Source organism: Nonomuraea sp. NPDC049152 (genome assembly GCF_040648355.1).
Lineage (GTDB): Bacteria > Actinomycetota > Actinomycetes > Streptosporangiales > Streptosporangiaceae > Nonomuraea.
The window spans coordinates 1-20,917 of the sequence record NZ_JBEZDO010000027.1 but is presented as its reverse complement, the minus strand read 5'-3'; the positions used below and the strand labels follow the sequence as shown (position 1 = coordinate 20,917).

Annotated in this window: 19 protein-coding genes and 1 pseudogene; 18 read left to right on the top strand and 2 right to left on the bottom strand. The window is 69.1% G+C overall.

Translation table 11 applies throughout. The features are described from left to right. Window positions 1-121 precede the first annotated feature (121 nt). Genes AB0B45_RS37145 through AB0B45_RS37120 form a run of 6 tightly spaced genes read left to right on the top strand, consistent with a single transcriptional unit; the run spans window position 122 to window position 8,119 of the window. Window positions 122-1,498: an extracellular solute-binding protein gene (locus AB0B45_RS37145; protein WP_358140600.1), complete on the top strand. Its 1,377-nt coding sequence runs from the start codon at window positions 122-124 to the stop codon at window positions 1,496-1,498. Next, window positions 1,473-2,384 carry a sugar ABC transporter permease gene (locus tag AB0B45_RS37140; RefSeq protein WP_358140597.1) on the top strand — a complete coding sequence of 304 codons (912 nt, stop codon included), beginning with the start codon at window positions 1,473-1,475 and terminating at the stop codon, window positions 2,382-2,384. Before AB0B45_RS37145 ends, AB0B45_RS37140 begins: the two co-directional genes overlap by 26 nt. Then, window positions 2,381-3,199: a carbohydrate ABC transporter permease gene (locus AB0B45_RS37135; RefSeq protein WP_358140594.1), complete on the top strand. Its 819-nt coding sequence runs from the start codon at window positions 2,381-2,383 to the stop codon at window positions 3,197-3,199. Before AB0B45_RS37140 ends, AB0B45_RS37135 begins: the two co-directional genes overlap by 4 nt. Then, complete coding sequence (locus AB0B45_RS37130) at window positions 3,199-4,263, top strand: ABC transporter ATP-binding protein (protein ID WP_358140591.1); 1,065 nt, start codon at window positions 3,199-3,201, stop codon at window positions 4,261-4,263. The genes AB0B45_RS37135 and AB0B45_RS37130 overlap by 1 nt, the downstream gene beginning before the upstream one ends. After that, window positions 4,260-5,429, top strand: a complete 1,170-nt coding sequence (locus tag AB0B45_RS37125) for a CehA/McbA family metallohydrolase (protein WP_358140589.1) — start codon at window positions 4,260-4,262, stop codon at window positions 5,427-5,429. The genes AB0B45_RS37130 and AB0B45_RS37125 overlap by 4 nt, the downstream gene beginning before the upstream one ends. Next, a complete protein-coding gene (locus AB0B45_RS37120; RefSeq protein ID WP_358140586.1) occupies window positions 5,420-8,119 on the top strand; it encodes an alpha-mannosidase in 2,700 nt (899 codons plus the stop codon). Before AB0B45_RS37125 ends, AB0B45_RS37120 begins: the two co-directional genes overlap by 10 nt. A 197-nt stretch (window positions 8,120-8,316) precedes the next feature. Here the strand turns inward: AB0B45_RS37120 and AB0B45_RS37115 are convergent, their stop codons facing one another. Beyond that, window positions 8,317-8,811 (bottom strand): Lrp/AsnC family transcriptional regulator, encoded by a 495-nt coding sequence (locus AB0B45_RS37115; protein ID WP_358140583.1) that lies wholly within the window; start codon window positions 8,809-8,811, stop codon window positions 8,317-8,319. A 186-nt stretch (window positions 8,812-8,997) separates the two neighbouring features. On the opposite strand from AB0B45_RS37115, the gene AB0B45_RS37110 reads away from it, so the two are divergent. From AB0B45_RS37110 to AB0B45_RS37075, 8 genes are all read left to right on the top strand, one after another. After that, complete coding sequence (locus tag AB0B45_RS37110; RefSeq protein WP_358140580.1) at window positions 8,998-10,431, top strand: gamma-aminobutyraldehyde dehydrogenase; 1,434 nt, start codon at window positions 8,998-9,000, stop codon at window positions 10,429-10,431. A 30-nt stretch (window positions 10,432-10,461) separates the two neighbouring features. Continuing rightward, a complete protein-coding gene (locus AB0B45_RS37105; protein WP_358140577.1) occupies window positions 10,462-11,526 on the top strand; it encodes an ABC transporter ATP-binding protein in 1,065 nt (354 codons plus the stop codon). Window positions 11,527-11,536: 10 nt separating this feature from the next. Beyond that, a complete protein-coding gene (locus tag AB0B45_RS37100; RefSeq protein WP_358140574.1) occupies window positions 11,537-12,769 on the top strand; it encodes an extracellular solute-binding protein in 1,233 nt (410 codons plus the stop codon). Between the two features lie 4 nt (window positions 12,770-12,773). Further along, entirely contained in the window at window positions 12,774-13,625 is an 852-nt protein-coding gene (locus AB0B45_RS37095) for an ABC transporter permease (protein WP_358140571.1), read from the top strand. Further along, the gene (locus AB0B45_RS37090; protein WP_358140568.1) at window positions 13,622-14,407 is read left to right on the top strand and encodes an ABC transporter permease; all 786 of its coding nucleotides are present in this window, start codon (window positions 13,622-13,624) and stop codon (window positions 14,405-14,407) included. The genes AB0B45_RS37095 and AB0B45_RS37090 overlap by 4 nt, the downstream gene beginning before the upstream one ends. Window positions 14,408-14,624: 217 nt before the next feature. Beyond that, a complete protein-coding gene (locus AB0B45_RS37085; protein WP_358140917.1) occupies window positions 14,625-16,019 on the top strand; it encodes an FAD-dependent oxidoreductase in 1,395 nt (464 codons plus the stop codon). A gap of 120 nt (window positions 16,020-16,139) precedes the next feature. Next, window positions 16,140-17,012: an alpha/beta hydrolase gene (locus AB0B45_RS37080; protein WP_358140566.1), complete on the top strand. Its 873-nt coding sequence runs from the start codon at window positions 16,140-16,142 to the stop codon at window positions 17,010-17,012. Window positions 17,013-17,063: 51 nt separating this feature from the next. Continuing rightward, complete coding sequence (locus AB0B45_RS37075) at window positions 17,064-17,981, top strand: serine hydrolase (protein ID WP_358140563.1); 918 nt, start codon at window positions 17,064-17,066, stop codon at window positions 17,979-17,981. On the opposite strand, the gene AB0B45_RS37070 is transcribed toward AB0B45_RS37075, so the two are convergent. Beyond that, window positions 17,968-18,876, bottom strand: a complete 909-nt coding sequence (locus AB0B45_RS37070; RefSeq protein WP_358140560.1) for an alpha/beta hydrolase — start codon at window positions 18,874-18,876, stop codon at window positions 17,968-17,970. The two genes, AB0B45_RS37075 and AB0B45_RS37070, sit on opposite strands and share 14 nt — an antisense overlap. A 154-nt stretch (window positions 18,877-19,030) precedes the next feature. On the opposite strand from AB0B45_RS37070, the gene AB0B45_RS37065 reads away from it, so the two are divergent. From AB0B45_RS37065 to AB0B45_RS37050, 4 genes and pseudogenes are all read left to right on the top strand, one after another. After that, window positions 19,031-20,251 carry an MFS transporter gene (locus AB0B45_RS37065; protein WP_358140557.1) on the top strand — a complete coding sequence of 407 codons (1,221 nt, stop codon included), beginning with the start codon at window positions 19,031-19,033 and terminating at the stop codon, window positions 20,249-20,251. 143 nt (window positions 20,252-20,394) lie between these two features. Then, window positions 20,395-20,538: a hypothetical protein gene (locus AB0B45_RS37060; RefSeq protein WP_358140554.1), complete on the top strand. Its 144-nt coding sequence runs from the start codon at window positions 20,395-20,397 to the stop codon at window positions 20,536-20,538. Further along, a pseudogene (locus AB0B45_RS37055) lies at window positions 20,471-20,754 on the top strand (type II toxin-antitoxin system PemK/MazF family toxin); the annotation flags it as partial. The gene AB0B45_RS37060 and the pseudogene AB0B45_RS37055, both read left to right, overlap by 68 nt. Before the next feature lie 56 nt (window positions 20,755-20,810). Then, the coding region (locus tag AB0B45_RS37050; protein ID WP_358140914.1) for a helix-turn-helix domain-containing protein at window positions 20,811-20,917 on the top strand (107 nt) is incomplete at its 3' end.

Here is a 20,917-nt window from a genome sequence, read left to right as displayed (position 1 = left end):
CACGAGCCCGGTAATGGGATGTCCCAAAACCGGGAGGTTGCGCGAATGTTGCCAGGTCTTTACGTCGTGCAGTTGTCATGACATATTGGCCCAGGCTTTTCGGACACTCTCGGAGGGTTGCGTGAAAAGATCCATTGGCGCTGTCGCGGTGCTCACCGTGACCGGGATGGCGCTCACCGCGTGCGGCCAGTCGTCCTCCGGCTCTGACGCCATCGAGCTGACGATCACCCAGAACGCCATCGCGGGCGGCAAGAACGCCGCCGCCGCCGACCACATCGCCAACTGGGTCATTCCCAAGTTCGAGGCGGCGCAGAAGGCCAAGGGCAAGAACGTCAAGGTCAAGTTCGTGCCCAGCGGCGTCGACGACGAGCAGTACAAGACCAAGCTGGCCCTCGACCTGAAGTCCAAGAAGGGCGCCGATGTCATCGACATCGACGGCATCTGGGCGGGGGAGTTCGCCGAGGCCGGATACATCAAGCCGCTGTCGGAGGTCGCGGGCGCCGAGACCGACAGCTGGGAAGGCTGGTCGCAGATCCCCGAGGCCGTGCAGGGGCTGACCACCTACAACGGCAAGAAGTACGCGCTGCCGATCGGCACCGACGGCCGCGTCCTCTACTTCAACAAGACGCTCTTCCAGAAGGCGGGGCTGCCCGCCGACTGGCAGCCCAAGAGCTGGCAGGAGGTCCTCGACGCGGGGACCAAGCTGAAGGCGGCGGGCATCCGCACGCCGATCCAGATCAACGCGGGCACGGCCATGGGCGAGGCCACCTCGATGCAGGGCGTGCTCCCGCTGCTGGCGGGCGCGGGCGGCGAGATCTACAAGGACGGCAAGTGGTCCGGCGCCTCCCAGCCGCTCAAGGACGCCCTCGGCCTCTACCAGAAGATCTACGGCGGCAGCGGCCTCGGCGACCCCAAGCTCCAGCAGGAGGCCAAGGGCAGGGACAAGTCCTTCGCCGACTTCGCGGCGGGCGACATCGGCATCCTGATGGAGGGCGACTACTTCTGGCGCGGCGTCGTCAACCCCAAGGACGGCGTGGCCAAGATGGCCGACCGTGACCAGGTCGTCGGCTTCGCGATGATCCCGGCGATGGAGGCGGGCAAGGGCATCCGCGGCCAGGACTTCGTCAGCATGTCGGGCGGCGCGCTGCGCACGGTCAACCCCAACAGCGCCCACCCGAAGGAGGCCTTCGAACTGGCCGCCTTCACCCTCTCGCCCGAGGCGCTGAAGGAGGAGACCAAGGCGAACGTGCGCATCACCCCGCGTACGGACGTCAACAAGGAGATCCTCACGGGAGACCCCCTCCTGATGTTCATCTCCGAGAAGGTGCTCCCGCTGACGGCCTACCGTCCGCCGCTCGCGGTCTACCCGCAGGTCTCGGCCGCGCTGCAGGAGGCCACCGCCCAGGTGGTCAGCGGTACGGCGCCCGACCAGGTGGCCACGGCGTACCAGTCGAAGCTCGAAGGACTCGTCGGTGGCGCAGGCAACGTCGCTTCCTGACAAGAAGGCCCGCTACAGCGCGGACGCGGCGGGTCTGGGCACGCCCAGAGCCGCCGCGTTCATCGCACCCGCGATGGCCCTCATCGCGGTGTTCCTGGTGTTCCCCGCGCTGTGGGTGATCTACCTGGGGCTGACGAACTATCGGCTGACCGGCCTGGCCGCCGCGGAGCCGCAGTTCGTCGGCCTCGACAACTTCGTCAAGGCCATCTCCGACGACGGCTTCTGGAACTCCGCCTGGCTGACCGTGCAGTTCGTGCTCGGTTCGGCGGTCATCGGCCAGGTCGTGCTCGGCTTCACCATCGCCTGGCTCCTGCGCGACCGGCGCGGCCCGCTCAAGCGCGTGGTCGAGGGGCTGGTCATCCTCGCGTGGATCCTGCCGGGCGCGGTCGTCTCCTTCCTGTGGATCGCGCTGCTCGACCGCGACGGCGGCACGCTCAACGCCCTGCTCGGCCTGCCAGGCTTCGCGTGGCTGCTCGACCACCCGATGCTGTCGATCATCGTCTTCAACACCTGGCGCGGCACCGCCTTCTCGATGATGCTGTACGGCGCGGCGCTCGGGAACGTGCCGCCCTCGCACCTGGAGAGCGCCCGCCTGGCCGGCGCCTCGGGCTTGCAGCAACTGCGCGACGTGGTCTTCCCGCACATCAGGGGCCACATCCTGACCAACCTGCTGCTGATCAGCCTCTGGACGTTCAACGACTTCACCCCCTTCCTGCTCACCGCCGGAGGGCCCGACCACAAGTCGGAGGTGCTGGCCGTCCACGTCTACAACGTGGCGTTGAAGGGCGGCGAACTCGGCTTCGGCGCCGCCGTGTCCACGATCATCCTGCTGATCAACCTGGTGGTGGCGATCTTCTACCTACGGCTGCTCAGGAGGAAGTCATGACCCGCTTCGTCCTCGGCAGGATCGGCTTCTACGCGCTGATCGCCGTGCTGATGGCCTTCTTCACCGTGCCGCTGCTGTGGCTGGCCGCCGCGCCGTTCACCTCGGACCCCACCTACGAGGTCTCGCTGCCCGACTTCACGCTGGCGAACTTCCAGGCGATCCTCGAGCACCCCTACGCGCTCGGCTCGCTCTACAACTCGCTGGTGCTGGCCGTGGGCACGGCCCTCCTGGTCGTGCTGCTGGCCGCGCTGGCCGCCTACGCGCTCAGCCGCGTGCGGCTGCCAGGACGCGACGCGCTGCTCTACGCGCTGCTGCTGCTCTCCTCGATCATCACGGGCACGGCCGCGATGGTGCCGCTGTTCCAGCTGGCCGTCGAGCTGAACCTCATCGACTCCCAGCTCGGCCTCATCCTCATCCTCACCGGCGGACTGCTGCCCGCGGCGATCTTCATGCTCAAGGACTTCATGGACTCCACCCCCAAGTCCTACGAGGAGTCGGCACGGGTCTTCGGCGCCTCGCCGCTGCAGATCGTCGGCCATGTGGTCGTCCCGCTGGTCCGGCCTGGACTGGCCACGATCGGGGTCTGGGCCATCGCCAACGTCTGGGGCAACTTCCTGATGCCCTACCTGCTGCTGAGCGACGTCGAGAAGCAGCCGGGAGCGGTGATCATGTTCACCCTCTACACCGAGGGCGGCCAGGCCAACCTGCCGCTGCTGTCCACCTTCGGCCTGCTCTACTCCGTCCCGGTGGTGCTCATGTACCTGTTCGTCAGCAAGAAGTACGGCTTCCGCTTCCACGGAGGGATCAAGCGCTGATGGCCGCGATCGAACTCAGAGGCCTGACCAAGGTCTATCCAGGCGGCGTGAAGGCGCTCGACTCACTCGATCTGGTGATTCCCGACGGCGAGTTCTTCGCCCTGCTCGGCCCGTCGGGCTGCGGCAAGACGACGCTCCTGCGCACGATCGCGGGTCTGGAGACCGCCACCGACGGCTCGATCGTCATCGGCGAGCGCGACGTCACGGGCGTCCAGCCCGGCGCGCGCGACGTGGCGATGGTCTTCCAGGACTACGCGCTCTTCCCGCACATGGACGTCACCGACAACATCGCCTACCCCCTGCGCATCAAAAAGGTCGGCAAGGCCGCCCGCGCCGACAAGGCACGCGAGGTCGGCGAACGGCTCGGCCTGGCCCATCTCATGGACCGCCGTCCTGGGCAGCTCTCGGGCGGCCAGCAGCAGCGCGTCGCCCTGGCCCGCGTGATGGCCACCCAGGCGCAGGCGTTCCTGTTCGACGAGCCGCTGTCCAACCTGGACGCCAGGCTCAGGCTCGAAGCCCGCACGTTCCTGAAGAAGCTCCAGCGCGAGCTCGGCGTCACCACCGTCTTCGTCACCCACGACCAGGCAGAGGCGCTGGCCATGGCCGACCGGATGGCGGTCATGGAGAACGGGCTCATCAGGCAGATCGGCACCCCCGCCGAGGTGTTCCAGCGCCCCGCCAACACCTTCGTCGCCGGCTTCATCGGCTCGACCCCGATGAACCTGCTCGACGGGGTCGTCAGGGGCGAGCGGCTGGAGGTGGCCGGCTGCAAGCTGCCCGTGCCCGGCTCGGCCGAGGGGCGGCTGTCCGACGGCGAGCAGATCGTGTACGGCGTGCGCCCCGAGTACATGACCTACTCGGTCGAGCCCGTCGAGGGCGCCTTCGGCGGGAAGGTGGCGATCGTGGAGAACCTGGGCGCCGCCCACCTGGTGACGCTCGAAGTCGGCGGCGTGATCGTCCAGGTTGTCGTGCCGGAAGGCAGCGAACCCGCGCTGGGTGCGGAAGGATTCGCGGTGCCCAGGGGCGACCGGGCGCTGATCTATCGCGATGGGAACGTGGTATGACCCTGATCCACGGCCGTTGGAGCCTGGACGACCGGTTGGAGCGGATCCTGAGGGAAGTGCCCTTCGAGGTGCCCGCGGGCGCTGAGGGCGTGACCGTCAGGCTGGGCTACGACAGGTCGAAGGGCGTGCTCGACCTGGGCGCCGCCTCGCCGTACGGCTTCCGCGGCTGGTCGGGTGGCGCGCGCGACGAGTACACGATCACGCGTGACTGGGCGACGCCGGGTTACCTGCCTGGCGAGCCGGAGCCCGGCGCGTGGCAGGTGTGGCTGCGGCTGCACAGGGTGCCGCCGGAGGGGCTGGAGTTCACGCTGGAGGTGACGATCCACCGGCGGGCACCCCTGCGACCCGCCGAGGAGGAGCCGCCTGCCGCCGTCAGGCCGCCGCGTCGCGACATCCCCGACGTCGAGGGCCTGCGGTGGTATGCGGGCGACTTCCACGCCCACACCGTGCACAGCGACGGCGCGCTGACCATCGGGGAGCTGGCGGCGCTGGCCACCGGCAGGGGGCTCGACTTCCTCGCCGTCACCGACCACAACACCGTCAGCCATCACCCCCACCTGGGGAAGGTCCAGGACATCACGCTGATCCCCGGGCAGGAGGTGACCACCGACAGAGGTCACGCCAACGTGTTCGGCGACGTCGGATGGGTCGACTTCAGGCAGCCCGCCGACACGTGGGGCGAGCGCGGGCTGATGTCGATCAACCATCCCCTGGGCGGCGACTGCGCGTGGCTGCAGCCGCTGTCGGAGCGGCCGCGGGTGGCGGAGGTGTGGCACTCGGGCTGGTGGGACCGGCGCTGGGGCGCGCCGCTCGCGTGGGCGCAGGCCTGGCGCGACGACGTCGTCGTCATCGGCGGCAGCGACTTCCACCGGCACGGCTCCGACGGGCTGCCGGGCGCGCCCACCACCTGGGTGCTGGCCGAGGAGCCCGGCGCGGTTCTCGACGGCGTGCGGGCGGGCCGTACCGCGGTCTCGGCGGGGCCCGAAGGGCCGCTGCTGCTCAGGCTCGGCGACGAGCTGCTGGCCCTCGACGCCGACGGGCTGGTCCTGGTGCGCCGCTCGGGGGCGCGCCAGGTGATCCGCGGCGACCGGGTCCTGGTGCCCGCGGGCGAGGGACCGTTCAGGTTGGAATCCCACGAGAACGAGGTGATGGCGCTGTGCGCGTGACCCAGGAGATCGTCGTCGTCCCGCACACGCACTGGGACAGGGAGTGGTACGAGCCCTTCCAGCGCTTCAGGCTGCGCCTGGTCGCGCTCATGGACGAGGTGCTCGACACGATGGAGCGCGAGCCCGACTACCATTTCACCCTCGACGGGCAGCTCGCCTGCGTGGACGACTACCTCGAGGTGCGCCCGGAGAACCGCGACAGGATCGCCGCGCTGGTCGAGGCGGGACGCCTGGCGATCGGGCCGTGGCAGATCCTGCTGGACGAGTTCCTGTGCTCGGGTGAGACCATCGTCCGCAACCTCGAACTGGGCATGGACAGGGCGGACAAGCTCGGCGGCGCCATGCCGGTCGGCTACCTGCCCGACATGTTCGGCCACACCGCTCAGATGCCGCAGATCCTCAGCCTGGCGGGGCTGACACAGGCGTGCGTCTACCGGGGCGTGCCCTCCTCCGTGGTCACGGACGCCTTCGCGTGGGTCGCCCCCGACGGCACGGCGGTGCGGACCCAGTACCTGCCCGCGGGCGGCTACGGGAACGGGGCCCACCTGTTCGAGGCGCCGGGACAGCTGGTCGCCCGCGCCGAGGAGTTCGTCGCGACCATGCGGGAGTGGCAGGGGGACGCGAAACCGCTGCTGGCGATGTACGGCACCGACCACTCGGCCCCGGTGCGCGGGCTGCCGCAGATGGTGGCGTCGCTGGGCGCCCGCATGGGCACCCTGTCGGGCTACCTCGGCTCATCGGAGGTCGAAGGGCTGCCGCGCGTCAGGGGCGAGCTGCGCTCGCACGCCCGCGCCAACATCCTGCCCGGCGTCATCTCGGTGCGCGCCCACGTCAAGCAGGCGATGGGCAGGGCCGAGCGGATGGTCGAGCGCTACGCCGAGCCGCTGGCCGCGCTCTGGGGCGGGTCGTGGCCCGAGCGCTTCCTCGACATGGCGTGGTGGCGGCTGGTCGACGCCAGCGGACACGACTCGGTCACCGGCTGCGGCGTCGACGAGACCGCCCAGCAGGTCGCGGCCCGCATCGCCGAGGCCGAGCACCTGGGGCAGGCCGTCCGCGACATGGTGACCTCGCGCCTGGCCGCCGCCGTCCCCTCCGGCGGGGTCCTGGTCGTCAACCCCTCACCCTTCCCCCGCACCGGCGTGGTGCTGATGGACGTGGCGGGCATCGACCCGCTGGTCGACGCCGCGGGCAGGACCGTGCCCGCCCAGACACTCGAGTACGCGCCGACGCTGCTGCTCGACGAGGAGATGGACCCGAAGCTGGCGTTCTCGTTCGTCCACGGCACCGAGCTGTACGGCCAGCAGATCACCGGCTGGTCGATCGCCGACGGGGTGCTGATCTTCAGGGTCGCGCGCGAGTCGGCGGCGGAGTTCGACGTGGCGGAGGTGTCGGCGGCGCTGGCGGAGGCGGAGGGCGAGGTCACCCGCGTCCGCATCGTCGCCGAGGCCCGCAGGACCGTCGCCGCCCTGGTGGAGACGCCCGCCCTGGGCCACACGAGCCTCCGCCCCCGGCCCCCGTCCTCCTCGAGGACCTCGCCCACCGGACACGGGCAGGCGCGGCAGGCAAGCGGGGTGCGGGCAGAAGGGCAGGTGCTCGACAACGGCCTGCTGCGGGTGGAGGTCGCCGGCGACGGCACGCTCACCCTCACCGGACCCGGCGGCGTGACCGTCACAGGAGCGGGCCGCGTCGTCGACGGCGGCGACGTGGGCGACACCTACAACCACGCCCCGCCGGCCACCGACCGCCTGGTCTCCGAGCCCGAGTCGGTCGAGGTGGGCCTGGTCTGCTCGGGGCCGCTGGTCGCCGCCCTAGACGTCCTGCGCGTCTACGCCTGGCCCAAGGGCACCGACCTGACCGAGGCAGACGGGCCCGCCGACCCGCTCCCCGCCGCCTCCCGCACCGAGGACGTCGAGCGCGTAGTCGTCACCACGCGGGTCGAGCTGCGCGTGGGCGAGCCGTACGTGCGGCTGCACGTGGAGTTCGACAACCGCTGCGCCGACCACCGGGTCCGGCTGCACGTGCCGCTGGCCCAGTCGGCGGGCACCTCCTTCGCCGAAGGGCAGTTCGCCGTGGTCGAGCGCGGCCTGACGGCCGAGGGCGGCTGCGGCGAGACCCCCCTGCCGACCTTCCCCGCCTCCTCGTGGGTGGCCGCGGGCGGGGTGGCCGCGCTGCTGGAGCACGTCACCGAGTACGAGCTCGTGGAGGACGAGCTGGCGCTCACGCTGCTGCGCTCGGTCGGCTACCTGTCCCGCAACCGCAACGCTCTCAGGCCCGAGCCCGCAGGACCCCAGCTCCCGACCCCGGCCGCCCAGTCGAGGGGGCCGCGCTCGGTCAGGCTGGCGCTGATGCCGTACACGGGGACGTGGGCGGCGGTGCCCGAGGCGGCCGAGGTGTTCAGGCACGACGTCCTGGCCGTGCCCGGCACCGGCGACAGGGACCTGCCCCTTCCCGACCCTGCCACGGGCCTCACGGTGAAGGGCGAGGGCGTCGTCATGACGTCCCTGCGCCGCCGCGACGGCTGGAAGGAGTTGCGGGTGGTCGCCATGACCGGCTCGGACACGATGGCGAGGATCGAGGGCGACTTCACCGAGGCCCGCCGCGCCGACCTGCGCGGCCGTCCCGGCGACCCGGTCGACGCCGCCCGCCTGCCGCTGCGCGCCTGGGAGATCGCCACGATCCAGGTGAGATGAGCCCGAAGGCCGGCCGGTTCGTCACCCTGGACGGACCGGCTGGGCGGCCGTGGTTCCGCCCGCCGCGATAGCCGACATGTTCCGCGCCGAGACTCACAGCCGGGCCTGTCGGCGTCCTTCGGGGTCCGCGCTGTCGTGACCCGTGGTGAAACAGCACAGGGCGGGATGACCTTGCTTGCCGTAATAAGGGGGAAGTTTTACCGGGTGCCCCAGGAATAGGTCTGCTTGCGCAGTTTCAGGTACACGAACGACTCCGTGGCGCGGACTGCGGGAATCGCGCGGATTTTGCCGAGAATCTCCAGTAGATGGCGGTCGCCCTCGCAGACCACCTCGACGATGACGTCGAAGGAGCCCGCGGTCAGCACCACATAGTCGATCTCCTCGATCGAGGCGAGCTCGTCGGCGATCCTGTCGAGGTCGCCCTCGCAGTTGATGCCGATCATCGCCTGGCGGGGGAAGCCCAGCGTGAGCGGGTCGGTGACGGCGACGATCTGCATGACCCCGTCGGTCTGGAGCCGCTGAACCCGCTGGCGAACAGCGGCTTCCGACAGCCCGACCGCCTTGCCGATCGCCGCGTACGGCTTGCGCCCGTCCTCTTGCAACTCCTCGATGATGCGTTTGGAGAGGTCGTCGAGCACGACCTGGGCCGGTCGGCCGTCGGCGTCTCTGCGTACCTTGGGCGGGGTCGTCATTGTGTGGCAATCCCTCCTGTGCCGCGCACAGCCCTCGCGCGGTCCTGGTGCGACATGTTGTCAGTTCTGGGCTCAGAGTCAAGCGAATTCGTAGCAATTTGATATCTTCGCGACGAAATCCCTTGTCCTGATGCTGACGCTCTGTCAGAGTCGCGACAACTCAGCCACCTCACCAGGAGGTCAACGTTGACCACCCGTCTGCAGAACTTCATCAACGGTGAGTTCGTGGACGCCAAGAGCGGCCGATTCTCCGACATCATCGACCCTTGCACCGGAGAGGCGTACGTTCAGGCGCCCGTCTCCGGTCAGGAGGATGTCGACGCGGCTTACGCCGCCGCGGCCGCCGCGTTCGAATCGTGGGGGCAGAAAACGCCGGGCGAGCGCGCCGGACTGCTGCTGAAGGTCGCTGACGCGATCGACGCGCGGGCCGACGAGATCAACGAGGCCGAGTGCCTCAACACCGGCAAGCCCCGGGCCCGCATGGCCGAGGACGAGACTCCGATCGCCGCCGACCACTTCCGCTTCTTCGCGGGGGCCGCGCGCACGCTCGAGGGTCCCACGGCCGGCGAGTTCCTCGCCGAGCACACCAGCGTCATCAAGCACGAGCCGATCGGCGTCGTCGGCCAGGTCACGCCCTGGAACTACCCGATGATGATGGCGGTCTGGAAGATCGCCCCCGCGCTCGCCGCGGGCAACACCATCGTGCTCAAGCCGTCCGACACCACACCCGTCTCCACGCTCAAGCTGGCCGAGATCCTCGGCAGCGTGCTGCCCCCTGGCGTCTTCAACGTCGTCACGGGCGACCGCGAGACCGGCGCGCTGGTCGTCGGCCACCCGACGGCCGCGATGGTCGCCATCACCGGCTCGGTCGGCGCGGGCATGGCCGTCGCCAAGACCGCGGCCGAGGACCTCAAGCGCGTGCACCTCGAACTGGGCGGCAAGGCTCCCGTCGTGGTGTTCGACGACGTCAAGGACCTCAAGGCGGCCGCCGAGTCGATCGCCACCGCCGGTCTCTACAACGCGGGCCAGGACTGCACCGCGGCCTGCCGCGTGCTGGTCCACGAGAGCGTGCACGACGAGTTCGTCGCCGCGCTCAGCGAGGCCGCCGCGGGGACCGTCACCGGCGACCTGTCCAACGAGGAGGCCCTGTACGGCCCGCTCAACAACGAGAACCAGCTGGCCAAGGTCTCCGGGTTCTTCGAGCGGCTCCCCGCGCACGCCAAGGTCCTCACCGGCGGCCACAGGGTCGGCGACAAGGGCTACTTCTTCGCCCCCACCATCGTCGACGGCCTCCAGCAGGACGACGAGATGGTCCAGAACGAGGTCTTCGGACCCGTGATCACCGTCCAGACCTTCAGCGACGAGGCCGACGCCCTGGCCAAGGCCAACGGCGTGCAGTACGGCCTGTCCGGCTCGGTGTGGACGTCCGACCACGGCCGCGCCATGCGGATGTCCAACAAGCTCGACTTCGGCGTGGTGTGGGTCAACACCCACATCCCGTTCGTCTCCGAGATGCCGCACGGCGGCTTCAAGCACTCGGGATACGGCAAGGACCTGTCGGTCTTCGGCCTGCATGACTACACCCGGGTAAAGCACGTCATGCACTACATCGGCGAATAGCAACGACACAAGAGTGGGATAAATCCTGGTATGACCAGCGCTATCGACCTTGATGACGTGATCAAGGAGTACGTCTCGCATGGCGAGGTCGTCCAGGCGGTGAAGGGCGTCTCGCTCTCGATCGAGGAGGGGGAGTTCTTCTCCCTCCTCGGTCCCTCGGGATGCGGCAAGACCACCACCATGCGGATGATCGCCGGCTTCGAGGAGCCGACGCGCGGCACGGTCAAGCTCCACGGACAGGACGTCACCAACGTTCCGCCGAACAAGCGCGACGTGAACATGGTGTTCCAGTCCTACGCCCTGTTCCCGCACATGAGCGTGTGGGACAACGTGGCCTTCGGACTCAAGCAGAAGAAGACCCCGGACGCGGAGATCAAGCGCCGCGTCGGGGAGATCCTGGACATCGTCGACCTGACCGGTCGCGAGAAGCGCAGGCCGCGCGAGATGTCCGGCGGTCAGCAGCAGCGTGTTGCGCTGGCCAGGGCACTGGTCAACAACCCGAGAGCGCTGCTGCTCGACGAGCCGCTCGGCGCGCTCGACCTGAAGCTGCGCCAGGCCATGCAGATCGAGCTGAAGCGCATCCAACGCGAGGTGGGCATCACGTTCGTCTACGTGACCCACGACCAGGGTGAGGCGCTCACCATGAGCGACCGCATCGCCGTCATGCACGACGGCCTGGTCGAGCAGCTCGCGACGCCACGCGCGATCTACGAGCAGCCCGCCACCGCATTCGTCGCGGGCTTCATCGGCACATCCAACCTGTTGACCGGCGCCCTCACCGGGGGCGTGCTGAAGGTCGCGGGAGGGCGCGTGCTGGTCCCGGGAGGGCAGGACGGCGAGGTTACGGTGACCGTCCGCCCCGAGAAGATCACGATCGACGTCGACGAGCCGGAAGGCAGCGTCAGTGCCGTTCAAGGCACCGTCTCCGAGGTCGTCTACCTGGGCACCTACAACAGCTATGCCGTGCAGCTGGCCGACGGCGCAGAGGTGACCGTCTTCCAGCAGAACGCGCACGACGCGACGACCACCGCCGAACGTGGCGACGCCGTCTGGCTCTCGTGGAAGCCGCAGCACTCATACGCGATTGGAAGTTGATAACCGTCTCATGGACGTTCGCACGAACCCCGCCTTCCTCCGTGGCATGACGACCAGTCGCCGCGACGCGCTCAAGCTGGCCGGAATGTCGGCCGCCGCCCTGGCCCTCACGGCCTGCGGCGTGGAGGGGAAGAAGACCGCCGCAACACCGAAAAAGGACGCCATCGCCGACTTCTGGGCCGGCAAGAAGCAGAACGGCGTGCTGCGCTTCGCCAACTGGCCTCTCTACATCGACAAGGACGGCAAGAACTACCCGTCCCTGCAAATGTTCGAGAAGGACAAGGGCATCAAGGTCACCTACAACGAGGCCATCCAGGACAACGGCACGTGGTTCGGTAAGATCCAGCCCCAGCTGGCCGCCAACACCGACATCGGCTTCGACCTGATGGTCATGACCAACGGCAACCAGCTCGCCAAGGCCATCAACCTCGGCTACCTGGCTCCGCTTGACCATTCCAAGCTTCCCAACTTCGCCGCCAACGCGGCGTCGAAGGTGAAGAACCCGCGCTGGGACCCCAACAACACCTACACGATCCCGTGGACGGTGGGCGTCACGGGCATCGCATACAACCCCGAGTACGTCGACGAGGTCACGAGCATGAACGACCTCTGGAACCCGAAGTACAAGGGCAAGGTCGGCATGATGCTCGACTCCCAGGAGATCGCCAACTTCGGGATGTTCGCCCTCGGCATCGACCCGGACAAGTCGACGGAGGCCGACTGGCGCAAGGCCGCGGCCAAGCTCCAGGAGCAGCGCGACCAGGGTCTCGTGCGCAAGTACTACGAGAACGACTACATCGACGCGCTCGTGCGCGGTGACATCTGGATCACGATGGCCTGGTCGGGCGACGTGTTCCAGCAGGTCGCCGAGGGCAAGAACCTGAAGTTCGTGGTGCCGCAGGAGGGCGCCACGATCTGGACCGACAACATGTGCATCCCGAAGACCGCGCAGAACCCGGTCGACGCGCTGACGCTGATGGACTACGTCTACCAGCCCAAGATCGCCGCGATGCTCGTGGAGTACATCAACTACATCACTCCGGTGCCCGCCACGAAGGACATCGTGCTCGCCGACGCCGCCAAGGCCACGGGCGAGGAGAAGAAGAGTCTCGACCAGATCGCCACGAGCCCGCTGATCTACCCGACGGAGTCGGATCTGGCCAAGATGCGCTCCTACCTGCTGCTGGACAGCAAGACGGACCAGCTCTTCGAGAGCATCTTCCAGCCCATCACCCAGGGCTAGCGCGATGAAGCGCCTGACGCCCTACCTGCTGATCCTGCCGGGCGGGCTGTGGCTGGCGATCTTCCTGGTGGTGCCGATGATCTTCATGGCATCGGTGTCCACCCAGGAGGGTAACGTGGTCGACGGGTTCGCCCAGACCTTCCACTTCGCCACCTACACCGACAGCCTGGTGCAGTACAAGACGCAGTTCCTGCGCTCGATCGGCTACGGCCTGGCGGGCACGGTGATCTCGATCGCCCTGGCCTATCCCATCGCCTACTGGATCGCCTTCAAGGGTGGGACGCGCAAGTCCACCTACCTGCTGCTGGTCCTGCTGCCGTTCTTCGTCTCGTTCGTGCTGCGGACGGTGTCGTGGAAGTTCCTGCTGGCCGACGAGGGCATCCTGCTGCAGCCGCTGAGGGCCATGGGCGTGCTGCCCGCGGACTTCCACGTGCTGCAGACGACGGTCGCGGTCGTCGGCGGGCTGGTCTACAACTACCTGCCGTTCATGATCCTGCCGATCTATGTGGCACTGGAGCGGGTGGACCCCCGGGTTGTGGAGGCGGCGCAGGACCTCTACGCCACCAGGACGGCCGCGTTCCGCAAGATCGTGCTGCCGCTGTCGCTGCCCGGCGTGTTCGCGGGCGTGCTGATGACCTTCGTCCCGATGACGGCCGACTACGTGAACGCGGGCATCCTCGGCGGCCCGGCCAACACGATGATCGGCAACATCATCCAGACGCAGTACCTGGTCAACAACAACTACCCCACGGCCTCGGCCCTGTCGTTCACGCTGATGGCGGCCATGCTCGTAGGCATCTTCGCCTACGCCAAGGCGCTGGGCACCGAGAACGTGCTGGAGGCGGCGGCCCGATGAGATCACGCGCACTGGCCGACCGGCTGCTGTTCATCTACGTCTGGGTGATCATCGCCTGGCTGTTCCTGCCGATCGCCGTCATGATCGCCTTCGGCTTCAACGACACGCAGAGCAAGTCGAACGTCTCCTGGCAGGGCTTCACGTTCAAGTGGTGGGGACGGCTCGACGAGTATCCCGACCTGACCCAGGCGATGATCAACTCACTCCAGCTCGCGGTCCTGTCGGTCCTGATCACCACTGTGCTCGGCACGCTGATGGGCCTAGCGCTGGGCCGCTACAGGTTCAAGGGGCAGGGCGCGACGAACCTGGTCATGTTCGCCGCGATCTCCTCGCCCGAGCTGGTCATGGGCGCCGCGCTGCTGTCGCTGTTCGTCAGCAACGGCATCGACATGGGGTTCACCACCGCGCTCATCGCGCACGTGCTGTTCTCGGTGTCGTTCGTGGCGATCACCGTCAGGGCCCGCGTGGTCGGGCTGGACCCGTCCATCGAGGAGGCCGCCAGGGACCTGGGCGCCTCGCCGTGGATCACGTTCTGGCGGGTCACGTTCCCGATGATCCTGCCCGGCGTGGTCTCGGGCGCGCTGCTCGCCTTCGCGCTGTCCATCGACGACTTCGTCATCACCCAGTTCACCAGCGGCGCCATGCAGACGTTCCCGCTGTGGATCTGGGGGGCCACCCGCATCGGTGTCCCGCCCCAGGTGAATATCCTGGGAACGCTCATCTTCGCGGTGGGCGTCGTGATCGCCGTCGTCAACTCGGTGACCGCGCGCCGTCGCGCCTAGAAAGCGACCGTGACCCCCCGCCGAGGCGGGGGATTTCGGCATAATGCGCCTCAGACGGGTGGGGGAACCTCCCCCCGCTTGTTCTGCCGGCCAGGACCTTGGCAAGGAACAGGGAGGCGAGATCGGATTCAGGCGGGGGGAACCCGCGCGCGATCAACTGACTGATCGGGCAATCAATTCATTGCAGTAGTAACACTCACGTAGGGATGTGAGATTTGTGGATCCGCTGAAGGCTCTTGCTGATGCGGAGCGCAAGCCGTACTGGCTGGACACCCCGGCCAGGCCCGAGTCGCTGAAGCGGCTCATCGGCAACACGAAGGCCGACCTCGTCGTGGTCGGCGGCGGCTTCTCCGGGCTCTGGACCGCCCTGATGGCCAAGGAAAGGGACCCCGCGCAGGACGTCGTCCTGCTGGAGGGGCGCAGGATCGGCTGGGCGGCCAGCGGCCGCAACGGCGGGTTCTGCATGGCGACGCTGACGCACGGGCTGCCCAACGGCCTCGACAGGTGGCCGCAGGACATCGACCGCCTCGAGCGCATGGGTGTCGAGAACCTCGACGAGATCGAGCAGACGCTCGCCCGCTACGGCGTCGACTGCTCGTTCGAACGCACCGGTGAGCTGCATGTCGCCACGGAACCATGGCAGCTCGACGACCTGTCCGAGCACCTCGACCTCATCGAGGACCTCGGGCTCGACTACGTCCCGCTGGACCAGCAGCAGGTCAGGGCCGAGGTCAACTCGCCCACCTATCTGGGAGGTCTGTGGGAGCGCAGCGGCTGCGCGATGGTCGACCCCGCCAGGCTGGCGTGGGGCCTGCGGGAGGCCTGCATCAAGGTGGGCGTTCGCATCTACGAGCGCAGCCCCGTCAGGTCGCTCGCCGACAACGGCGTCACGATCGATCTGCGCACGCCGTACGGCACCGCGAAGGCCGGCAAGGTCGCACTCGGCACGGGAGTCTTCCCTCCCCTGCTGAAGCGGCTCAAGCACTTCCTCGTGCCGGTCTACGACTACGCCCTGATGACCGAGCCGATGTCGGAGGCTCAGCTCGCCTCCGTCGGATGGCGCAACAGGCAGGGCGTCGGCGACTCGGCCAACCAGTTCCACTACTATCGGCTCACCGACGACAACCGCATCCTGTGGGGCGGCTACGACGCCGTCTACTACAACGGCGGCCAGCTCAAGCCGGAGTACGAGCAGCGCGACGAGACCTTCGTCAAGCTGGCAGGACACTTCTACGACACCTTCCCCCAGCTGTCGGGGCTGCGCTTCACCCACAGGTGGGGCGGCGTCATCGACACCTGCAGCCGCTTCAGCGCCTTCTACGGCCAGGCGCACGGCGGCCGTCTCGCCTACGCGGTCGGTTACACCGGCATGGGCGTCGGCGCGACCAGGTTCGGCGCGAACGTGATGCTCGACCTGCTGTCGGGGGAGCGCACCGAGCGGACCGAGCTGGCGATGGTGCGCGAGAAGCCGGTCCCTTTCCCTCCCGAGCCCGTGCGGTCGGGGGTGATCCAGTTCACCCGGTGGTCCATCGCCCAGGCGGACCTGCACCAGGGGCGCCGCAACCTGTGGCTGCGGACCCTCGACAGGATGGGCCTCGGCTTCGACTCCTGACGACCTGACGGTCCTCGGACAACCTCGTAGAACCCCGGCCGCGGTCCCATCGCGGCCGGGGTTCTCCGGGTCAGGGCGGTCCAGGTCCCGTCCGGTCCTCGATCGGGCGAGACTGAACGCATGAGAGTCGAGTTCGAGGTCGACGGGATCACCCTCGTCGGCGACGTGCGCATCCCCGAGGGCGAGGGGCCGCACCCCGCCCTCGTGTTCACCGGCCCCTTCACCGGGGTCCGCGACCAGGTGACGGGCCTGTACGCGCAGCGGCTCACCGCCCACGGCTACGTCACGCTGGCCTTCGACCATCGCAACTGGGGTGAGTCGGGCGGCGAGCCTCGGCAGCACGAGGACTGGCAGGGCAAGCTCGGCGACCTCAGGGCCGCCGTGTCGCTGCTGAGGAGCAGGCAGGAGGTCGATCCCGAGCGGATCGGCGCGGTCGGCATCTGCCTCGGCGGCGGCTACGCGCTCAGGTTCGCCGCCTTCGACCCCAGGGTCAAGGCGTTCGCCGGCATCGCCGGCGCCTACAACAACCCCTACGGCAGGCACTTCGAGTCGGTCCTGCCCGGGCTCACCCAGGTGCTCGAGCGGCAGGACCAGGGCGGCCAGGTCGAGTACGTGCCCGCCGTGGCCGAGGACGGCGACGCCGCCATGCCGGGGGAGGAGCCCTACGCCTACTACGGCGGCACCGCCTCGCCGCACTGGAGGAACAGGGTGACCGTGGCCAGCATCCGCGAGCTGGTCACCATGGACAACATGATGGGCGCCGACTTCCTGTCACCGCGTCCCGGCCTGATCGTGCACGGCGTCGTCGACAGGTTCTGCTCGCCCGAGGGCGCCGAGGAGGCCTACAAGCGGATGGGGCAGCCCAAGCGGCTCGTGTGGCTGGACGCCAAGCGGCACGTCGACCTCTACGACGCCGAGCCGTACGTCACCCAGGCGGTCGAGGCGACCGCGGAGTTCATGGGCGAACATCTCCGAGCGGGTGTCACACCATGATCTAGCGGGAAAGAGTCGGACATTCCCCCGTGCGCGATGCGGGGGTGGAAGATGCGTTCGGCGCTGCCGGTGTTGCTGCTGGCCGCGGGCTGCGCCGTGACGCCGGTGCCCGTCGTACGGCTGCAGCCGATGAAACTGGCCCAGCCCGGCCAGTGCCTGGAGACCTACAAGGACGACAAGGCCGCGGACACCGCCCGCGCCACGCTGAGGAGCGACGTCAGGCGCCTGCTGGCGCGATACCCGGGCCGGGTCGTGTTCATGGCCCACGACCTGCTCACGGGCGTCAGGTTCGGGTACGGCGAGCACGAGCACGACATGATCACCGCGAGCGGCGCCAAGGTCGACATCCTCACCACGCTGCTGGCCCGCCGGCACCGCCTGTCCGCGGAAGAGAATGACCTGGCCGAGCTGATGATCAAGGAGAGCGACAACAACGCCGCCGACGCGCTGTGGTGGCGGGTCGGCGGCGGTGAGGGCGTGGCCGGGCTCTACCGGCGCCTCGGGCTGCGCGAGACGACGCCGGGGCCGAGCAAGTACTGGGGCGGCACGAAGACCAGCCCGGCCGACCGCGTGAAGCTCATGGAGGCGCTCGTGCGCGGCGGGCCGGGGCTGAAGGAGAGCGACAGGACGAAGGTGCTGCGGCTCATGGAGCAGGTGCAGCGCGACCAGGCGTGGGGGATCAGCGCCGCGGCCGGACCCGGCGACAAGGTGGCGCTCAAGAACGGCTGGACGCCCAGGCCCTTCATCCACAACACCTGGGCGGTGACCAGCTACGGCCGCGTGCACGGGCCCGGCAGGGACCTGCTGCTGGCCGTACAGACGGATCAGCAGCCCAGCCACGGCACCGGGATCGTGGCCATCGAGGGCGTGGCCAGGCTGATGAGGGAGCGGCTCGGCGCGCTGGATCCCACGAAGGTGCGGCGCTGCCTGAAGGAGCCGCAGTGGCTGCGCGGCCCTAGACCGTTCTGACGAAGGCGCCCGCCTCACCGATCGCGGCCATGCCCTCCCTGGCCAGGTCGGCGAAGACCTGGAAGGCGTGCACCTGGCCGTGCCAGATCTGCAGGCGGCACGGCACGCCTGCCCGCTCCAGCGCGGCGGCCATCAGCTCGGCGTCGGCGCGCAGCACCTCCCTGGACCCCGCCTGGATGAGGACGGGCGGCAGCACCGACAGGTCGGCGTGCGCGGGACCCCAGAGCGGGTCGGTCGGCAGGATGCCGGGCCACAGCAGGCTGCCGAGCGCGGGCAGCCGCGACACCGGCAGGTAGGGGTCCTTGCCCGGCCTGGCGGCGTGATCCAGGTCGATGAACGGCGACAGCGCCACGATCCCGCCGGGACGCGGCAGCCCCTCGGCGACGGCGCGCAGCGGCGTGAGGAAGCTGAGGTACCCACCGGCCGAGTCGCCGGCGACCACGATGTCGCCCGCCGCGTAGCCCCTGGCCAGCAGCCAGCGATAGGCGGCCACGCAGTCCTCGACCGTGTCGGTGAACGGCACACCCGGCGGCTTGCGGTAGGCCACCGACAGCACGGGCACGCCCGCAGCCCTGGAGAGCCTGGCGATCAGCCGCCGATGCGTGCGCAGCCCGCACAGCACGAAGCCGCCGCCGTGGAAGTAGAGGATCACGCGGCGGGCGCGGTGGTCCACGTCCTTCGCCCTGACCCACTCCGCCGCGCAGCCGAGCCCCCGCACCCTCGCGGTCCTGGTGCCGCGTGGCGGCCTGAGCACGACGGCCATCAGGTCGATGACCGCGGCGAACCGCATCAGGCCGAACGGCGTCCAGGCCAGCAGCGGATAGACGAACAGGCGCGCCAGCCACGGCACCAGCCGCGAGCCCGGGCTGCCGCCGGGGCGCTCTTCGACGACCATGTACCGATGATGTGACATAGAATGGCGTTTTGTCGCGTTGTTCTTTGGCAGACCGCACGGCGGCCGCTCCGAGCGGTATCTACCCCGGTCGAAGCCCACCACGGCGGTGTGCCTCGCAGGGGGTTCTCCGTCATGACCTGGACGGAGACCATCCTTGAGTTCCTACCTGAGCGTGCTCGCCACGCCTGGGGCATGGCGGTTCCTCGTGCCCGCGCTCGTGGCGCGCCTGCCGTACGCGATGCTGCAGATCGGCATCCTGCTGCTGGTGCAGTGGTCCACCGGCTCATACGGCGCGGCAGGTGTGGCTTCGGCCGCCGCCGCGATCTCGCAGGCCGTCGTCGGGCCCCAGACGGGCCGCCTCGCCGACAGGTACGGTCAGCCGCGCGTCCTGCTCCCCCAGGTCACGGTGCACGCCCTCGCCCTCGGCGCGCTCCTCGCGCTGGCTGCCTCGCACGCCTCCGTGCCGCTGCTCGCGGTCACCGCCGCGCTCGCGGGCGCCTCCGTGCCGCAGGTCGGCGCCATGGTGCGGGCCCGCTGGTCGCACCTGCTCGGCGGCTCGGGCAGGCTCGGCACCGCCTTCGCCGTCGAGTCGATCACCGACGAGCTGACGTTCACGCTCGCGCCCGTGCTCCTCGTGCTGCTCTCCACCGGCTTCTCGCCCGTCGTGGCGCTGCTGGTCTCGCTCGCGCTCATCCTCGCCGGCACGGTCGTCTTCGCCGTCACCAGGATCGGCGCGCCCGAGCCGATGCCGGTGAAGGTGCGCTCGACCAGGGGCGTCCTCAGGCTGCGCGGCGTCGCGGTGCTCGCGCTCGGCTTCCTGGCGATGGGGTCGGTCTTCGGCAGCATGCAGGTGGGCATCACCTCCTTCACCGCCCAGATGGGCGTCCCCGCCGTCGCCGGTCCCATCTACGCCACCTTCTCCGGCGCCAGCGTCGTCGGCGGCCTGCTGTACGGCGCGATCCGCTGGCGCGTCCCCGCCCCCACCCGCCTGGTCTGGGGACTCGGCCTGCTCGCCGCGGCGACCAGCGCGCTGATGCTCGCCGGCACCGTCCCCCTGCTGTTCGGGGCGGCGGGCCTGGCCGGGCTGGTGATCGCGCCGGTCATCATCACCGGCTACACCATCATCGAACGGCTGACGCCCGCCGAGGTGCGGACCGAGGCGTTCACCTGGCTGACGGGCGCGATCGGCCTCGGGCTCGCGACGGGAGCGTCGGTCGCGGGCCAGCTCGTCGACCGCTTCGGCCCGACGCTGGCCTTCGTGGTGCCACCCCTGATCACGGGCCTGGTCACGCTGCTCATCCTGATCCGCCTGCCCAGCCTCCGCCCCCTCCCCGAGCCCGCGAACACATTGGTCCCCAGCGCCCACCGTCCCTGATCGCCCTTCGTGTTCACCCGGCTACCCGAATCGGTCGAAGACCTGCGGAGCGGCCCGTTCTACAGTGACAATATGAGCATGCTCCGAAAACCGAGCAGATCCTCACACGGTTGACCGCCAGCGGGAGATCGACCACGGATGTGGTGAGGGAGGCGATCCGGCTGGCAGGTCAGCTCCAGTGGATGGAGCAGGCGCGAGCCGACGCCAGCCGGTTGGCCGATGATCCCGATGACCTCGCGGAGATCGAGGCGATCCGCGGCGAGTTCGGCGACGCGAATGCGTGGTGACGTCTACCGGCTGCGCGCTCCCCGTGACGCCGTGGGACACGAGCAGCAAGGCGAGCGGTTCGCAGTCATCGTGCAGTCTGACGCTTTCGCGAGGTTGTCCACCCTGCTCGTCGCTCCGACCTCCACCCGGGCAGGCCGCGCGATCTTCCGGCCCGAGATCGAGCTGACCGGGACACCCGGGTGTTGATCGACCAAGTCAGATCCGTGGATACCTCGCGGCTCGGCGATTTCGCCGGGCGGCTCGACCCTGACGAGGCCCAGGAGGTCGACTCGTGCGTAGGTCGTTCAAGTTCGTGCTCCGCCCGACCCGGCATCAGGAAATCTCACTGGCAGCGATGCTGGACGATCATCGGGCGCTCTACAACGCGGCTCTCGAAGA

Bases quoted from the DNA above. Each gene is read 5' to 3' on its own strand.
- AB0B45_RS37075 (WP_358140563.1), top strand. From the start codon at position 17,064: ATGCGTTCGGCGCTGCCGGTGTTGCTGCTGGCCGCGGGCTGCGCCGTG.
- AB0B45_RS37090 (WP_358140568.1), top strand. From the start codon at position 13,622: ATGAGATCACGCGCACTGGCCGACCGGCTGCTGTTCATCTACGTCTGG.
- AB0B45_RS37080 (WP_358140566.1), top strand. From the start codon at position 16,140: ATGAGAGTCGAGTTCGAGGTCGACGGGATCACCCTCGTCGGCGACGTG.
- AB0B45_RS37100 (WP_358140574.1), top strand. From the start codon at position 11,537: ATGGACGTTCGCACGAACCCCGCCTTCCTCCGTGGCATGACGACCAGT.
- AB0B45_RS37125 (WP_358140589.1), top strand. From the start codon at position 4,260: ATGACCCTGATCCACGGCCGTTGGAGCCTGGACGACCGGTTGGAGCGG.
- AB0B45_RS37105 (WP_358140577.1), top strand. From the start codon at position 10,462: ATGACCAGCGCTATCGACCTTGATGACGTGATCAAGGAGTACGTCTCG.
- AB0B45_RS37095 (WP_358140571.1), top strand. From the start codon at position 12,774: ATGAAGCGCCTGACGCCCTACCTGCTGATCCTGCCGGGCGGGCTGTGG.
- AB0B45_RS37135 (WP_358140594.1), top strand. From the start codon at position 2,381: ATGACCCGCTTCGTCCTCGGCAGGATCGGCTTCTACGCGCTGATCGCC.
- AB0B45_RS37115 (WP_358140583.1), bottom strand. From the start codon at position 8,811: ATGACGACCCCGCCCAAGGTACGCAGAGACGCCGACGGCCGACCGGCC.
- AB0B45_RS37130 (WP_358140591.1), top strand. From the start codon at position 3,199: ATGGCCGCGATCGAACTCAGAGGCCTGACCAAGGTCTATCCAGGCGGC.
- AB0B45_RS37070 (WP_358140560.1), bottom strand. From the start codon at position 18,876: ATGGTCGTCGAAGAGCGCCCCGGCGGCAGCCCGGGCTCGCGGCTGGTG.